The following is a 3,322-nucleotide window of genomic DNA, read 5'->3' as shown; positions in this document are numbered from 1 at the left end:
ATGGGTCGGGGTGATGTACACCCCTTTCAGATACTCGCGGGTTTCGCTTTCACCGGCGACGCAGTGCAGGGCGGCGCGGAGAATGTCAGTTGGGAAGAACATTATTTAGCCTCCGGTGAGTCAGTAGGTACGCAAATAGCATCGGTGAAAGAACCAATAGAGCCGGTGTCATGGACCGAAGTCCATTTACGGCCAGCATCCCGACAGGCTTCCTGAGTGGTAAAACCGATGTGATCAATGGCTTCACCGTCTGAGGTGGAAAGAGTCAGAATCAAAATCCAGGGCGCAATGAGCATTATTCATCCTCCCCAGTGTGTTTCTCTGATGCCAGACGCAGGGTAAAACCGCCGAATTCTGGGTGCCGCCAGCGTTTCAACTTGCCCGTTGGCGGAGTGGATTCATTAAGCAATGTCTGAGCTGCTGCCATGAACGATTCACGGTTAACCAGAAGATGGCCGCTTTCGCCTTTAGTCAGTCGGGTGGGTAATTTGGCGAAAGTCACCAGCCGGCGGCACGCAGCATCTGAAAAACCACAGGTCCATGCGAGATCCGCCACCAGAACATACTCAGATTGATTGCTGTCAGTTTCGAGGTGGCTGACCTGCAAATCAAAGGTGCTCTGTGCAGGTGCTGCAATGACAGGTGCAGGTTGAACAGCGGGTAGGGATTGATGTTTCGGAATACCTACGATGTCGATCACCGCCTTCATAGTGGCTGATGCTGTTGCTTCGGCCACGACGCGGGCCAGCGAGAGAATGTCATTGTTCATGTTGATGTCCTGCGGTGCTGGCGCTGTGAGGCGGGGTTGGGACAACTCGGCTTTCATGTCTTGCCATTGCTCAACGAGTGCCAATCTGCGTGTGGCGTCATATCCGGTAACAAGTGTCATGGATAGGGTTTCATTCAGCCAGATTTCATCAATTACATCTCGGCCTTGATAGTGTTTACGTGAAATAATAAAGCCTTTTGAATCATCATCATCCTGATCTGGATGATGAATTTTAAGCTGTTCAAGCATGGCAAGAATGTCGCGTTTCACATGGTCATGATTTTTGCCAGTGGCCACTGCAATTTTGCGGCTACCCATCATTGGTTCACCGTTGATAATTTCCAGATTGGTTTCAGCTTGGTTTTTCATGTCGTTTCCTTAGTGTCGGACTGGCGCAGGTAGCATCTGATAGTCATTGCTGCGAATTTCTCTGCACATGGCTGTAAACACGTCATCCAGCAGCTCAGTTAGTTTGTTCCTGTCTTCTTCTTTGTTGAGTTCATGACCCATGTAGAAGTACACAACGGCTTCGTCAGGTGTGTACTTCCGGTTCTCCATGAGGATCGGCTCAATGTGGGTAGTCAGGGCTGCTTCAACTACAAGACCGGTCAAACCAAGGGAAATATCTCCGCTGATAAATACTGGAGCATCGAACTTCTGGCCCCAACGACTCTCGCAGGCCATCAGGTATACGGTGGCAACGCTGGAACGCAGAATTTGAGTCAGTATTTGGTTAAATTCGCGCTGCTGCTTGGCGTTCATTTTTTTTGACTGGGCAACGTCTTCTACGTTTTTCATCCATGCTGGCACTTTGAATTTCCCGCCAGACCGTTCTTCCGCCTCAGTGATTCTGGCGATAAGTTCTTTTGCTTGTTTACGTGAGTTCATTTTCTGTCCTTCTGCGCCTTGTATTTTTCGTGGCTCATCAACTGCCAGTTCAGGCCTTGGTCTTTTGAAAGCAGGCGCCAGCGGCGATTAACTTTTAGTGATAGGTTTCCGGTGCCGAGGATCCGCGCCGGATGTAGTCGTTGTTTCCGGTACATGCCGAGTACGGAAATCGCCCGTACGTGAACCCACTCAGGTACGCGAATTGCTGTTAATTTCATGGCTAAAGCCCCTCCGGTTTGCCGGTGTACTTCGCTTGACGGGAACATAACCCTGCGTTGGTGACGCACAAGTCGCGCTCTTTTTCGGTTAAACCATTTATGGTCAGGTTCGTTCGCCACATGTCTGCCGCCCTGCGATACAGTCCGCGTGATTCAAGTGCTGAGCATTTCGCTTCCAGACGTTGATACGCAGCGGTTTTCTCTTCGTTCTTCATAGCGCTCCTTTAGTGGGCGGTTTGTGCGCCGTCGATGTTTTGCTCTTTCGCCATCATCACGGTCTGTTTGATCAGGTCGTTCATGAATTCGTTGCCGCTCTCAGTCAGCTTGTCGCCGTGCTTAGAGAGGTTGCTGGCGTATAACTTGAGGAGCAGTTCCTCAGCTTCATTGCGTGGGTATTCACCGTATGCAACGCCCTCGAAATACTTCAGAGCCTCGATGAGAGACTGTTGCGTTACCTCTACAGTTGCCATCGCCCCGTCTGGCAAATTCACCAGAACGCAGTTGCTGCCGGTTCTCTGGATCATCGCCTCATAGCGAGCAGCGGCCTGGCGGTTGCGGTACCGCTCAATCTTCTGCTGAGGCGTTACTTTGTCGTTTGTGCTCATCGCAATTACTCCGTTACTGGTCTTTGGATACGGATTTCCCCGACCGTTAGGCCGTAATTAAATTTCGTGATAATTAATGTTGGTTATTTAAGTTTATTCTGTCTTGCTGTTATTAAATTTATCCACACTGTTTTTTAATTGCGTTATTCTGGCAGCGATTATCATTAACATTCCGCCGTGAGTTACTTTATATTCTGCACGTTCAAAATTATTGAAGTTATTAACAGTCGTTAGCATTGCATCGATAACATAGAGTTCATCACCAATATCGAGCATGTCGAACGCAACTGGCGCTTGATTATTCTTTGCCATCAGAGATACCCCAGCTCAAGTTGGTTAAGCATGTGACGAACATGTTTGATATTTTCAATTGCTAAGTGAGTGATGGAGTATTCATCTTGAAAACTATCATCTGTCTGCAAGTTAAAGCGAACTACACGCAATGCACCCTCTGAAAAGTTAAGGTCGATAATGCAAGCTCGAATTCCATCGAGGAGACCTTCTTTAGTTTCTTTATCCATTTTTTTCTGACGCCCCCGTTTCTTCGTTTTCCCGCTGCGCAGATTCCTCAATTAACCAATTCGCTACATTACCGGTAAGACTGCATAGCAGATTGGCAATGTCAGATACTTCGTAAGTGATTAATTCATGTGGATAGTCTTCTAACAAACGACAAATAAGGGTTGCCTGACGAGCGCGTTCTGCCGCTTCTTCCAGTGTGATTTCATGCGCCATTTTTCTCGATCCCCCAATTGGCTGTTTCGGTAATGACATCCAGTAATTCAATCATTATTAACTTCTCGTCAGCACTACCATTAAGGAACGCAGCGGCTTGCGAGAGC

At 48.3% G+C, this 3,322-nt stretch carries 9 protein-coding genes; all 9 read right to left on the bottom strand.

Features of this window, described 5'->3' with window-relative positions; genetic code table 11:
• Nucleotides 1-101 precede the first annotated feature (101 nt).
• The 9 genes from J8X26_RS25935 to J8X26_RS25895 all read right to left on the bottom strand — a co-directional run bounded on the left by J8X26_RS25935 (nt 102) and on the right by J8X26_RS25895 (nt 3,215).
• Nucleotides 102-296, bottom strand: coding sequence for a hypothetical protein (locus tag J8X26_RS25935; RefSeq protein WP_208952428.1), 195 nt, complete (start codon nt 294-296; stop codon nt 102-104).
• Nucleotides 296-1,138 carry a Rha family transcriptional regulator gene (locus J8X26_RS25930; RefSeq protein ID WP_244370874.1) on the bottom strand — a complete coding sequence of 281 codons (843 nt, stop codon included), beginning with the start codon at nt 1,136-1,138 and terminating at the stop codon, nt 296-298. The genes J8X26_RS25935 and J8X26_RS25930 overlap by 1 nt, the downstream gene beginning before the upstream one ends.
• Nucleotides 1,139-1,147: 9 nt before the next feature.
• Nucleotides 1,148-1,657, bottom strand: coding sequence for a hypothetical protein (locus J8X26_RS25925; protein ID WP_208952427.1), 510 nt, complete (start codon nt 1,655-1,657; stop codon nt 1,148-1,150).
• Nucleotides 1,654-1,875 carry a hypothetical protein gene (locus J8X26_RS25920; RefSeq protein WP_208952426.1) on the bottom strand — a complete coding sequence of 74 codons (222 nt, stop codon included), beginning with the start codon at nt 1,873-1,875 and terminating at the stop codon, nt 1,654-1,656. The genes J8X26_RS25925 and J8X26_RS25920 overlap by 4 nt, the downstream gene beginning before the upstream one ends.
• Nucleotides 1,876-1,877: 2 nt before the next feature.
• Nucleotides 1,878-2,090: a PerC family transcriptional regulator gene (locus J8X26_RS25915; protein WP_208952425.1), complete on the bottom strand. Its 213-nt coding sequence runs from the start codon at nt 2,088-2,090 to the stop codon at nt 1,878-1,880.
• Between the two features lie 9 nt (nt 2,091-2,099).
• Nucleotides 2,100-2,480, bottom strand: a complete 381-nt coding sequence (locus J8X26_RS25910; RefSeq protein ID WP_208952424.1) for a hypothetical protein — start codon at nt 2,478-2,480, stop codon at nt 2,100-2,102.
• Nucleotides 2,481-2,573: 93 nt separating this feature from the next.
• Nucleotides 2,574-2,792, bottom strand: a complete 219-nt coding sequence (locus tag J8X26_RS25905) for a hypothetical protein (RefSeq protein ID WP_208952423.1) — start codon at nt 2,790-2,792, stop codon at nt 2,574-2,576.
• Entirely contained in the window at nt 2,792-3,001 is a 210-nt protein-coding gene (locus tag J8X26_RS25900; RefSeq protein WP_208952422.1) for a hypothetical protein, read from the bottom strand. Before J8X26_RS25900 ends, J8X26_RS25905 begins: the two co-directional genes overlap by 1 nt.
• Nucleotides 2,994-3,215 (bottom strand): hypothetical protein, encoded by a 222-nt coding sequence (locus J8X26_RS25895; RefSeq protein WP_208952421.1) that lies wholly within the window; start codon nt 3,213-3,215, stop codon nt 2,994-2,996. Before J8X26_RS25895 ends, J8X26_RS25900 begins: the two co-directional genes overlap by 8 nt.
• Nucleotides 3,216-3,322 lie beyond the last annotated feature (107 nt).

The sequence above is a fragment of the Rahnella sp. ChDrAdgB13 genome, from assembly GCF_017655185.1.
GTDB lineage: Bacteria > Pseudomonadota > Gammaproteobacteria > Enterobacterales > Enterobacteriaceae > Rahnella > Rahnella contaminans.
The sequence above is the reverse complement of the archived record's forward strand: the minus strand, read 5'-3'. Positions and strand labels throughout refer to the sequence as shown.

Bases quoted from the DNA above. Each gene is read 5' to 3' on its own strand.
- J8X26_RS25935 (WP_208952428.1), bottom strand. From the start codon at position 296: ATGCTCATTGCGCCCTGGATTTTGATTCTGACTCTTTCCACCTCAGAC.
- J8X26_RS25930 (WP_244370874.1), bottom strand. From the start codon at position 1,138: ATGAAAAACCAAGCTGAAACCAATCTGGAAATTATCAACGGTGAACCA.
- J8X26_RS25925 (WP_208952427.1), bottom strand. From the start codon at position 1,657: ATGAACTCACGTAAACAAGCAAAAGAACTTATCGCCAGAATCACTGAG.
- J8X26_RS25920 (WP_208952426.1), bottom strand. From the start codon at position 1,875: ATGAAATTAACAGCAATTCGCGTACCTGAGTGGGTTCACGTACGGGCG.
- J8X26_RS25915 (WP_208952425.1), bottom strand. From the start codon at position 2,090: ATGAAGAACGAAGAGAAAACCGCTGCGTATCAACGTCTGGAAGCGAAA.
- J8X26_RS25910 (WP_208952424.1), bottom strand. From the start codon at position 2,480: ATGAGCACAAACGACAAAGTAACGCCTCAGCAGAAGATTGAGCGGTAC.
- J8X26_RS25905 (WP_208952423.1), bottom strand. From the start codon at position 2,792: ATGGCAAAGAATAATCAAGCGCCAGTTGCGTTCGACATGCTCGATATT.
- J8X26_RS25900 (WP_208952422.1), bottom strand. From the start codon at position 3,001: ATGGATAAAGAAACTAAAGAAGGTCTCCTCGATGGAATTCGAGCTTGC.
- J8X26_RS25895 (WP_208952421.1), bottom strand. From the start codon at position 3,215: ATGGCGCATGAAATCACACTGGAAGAAGCGGCAGAACGCGCTCGTCAG.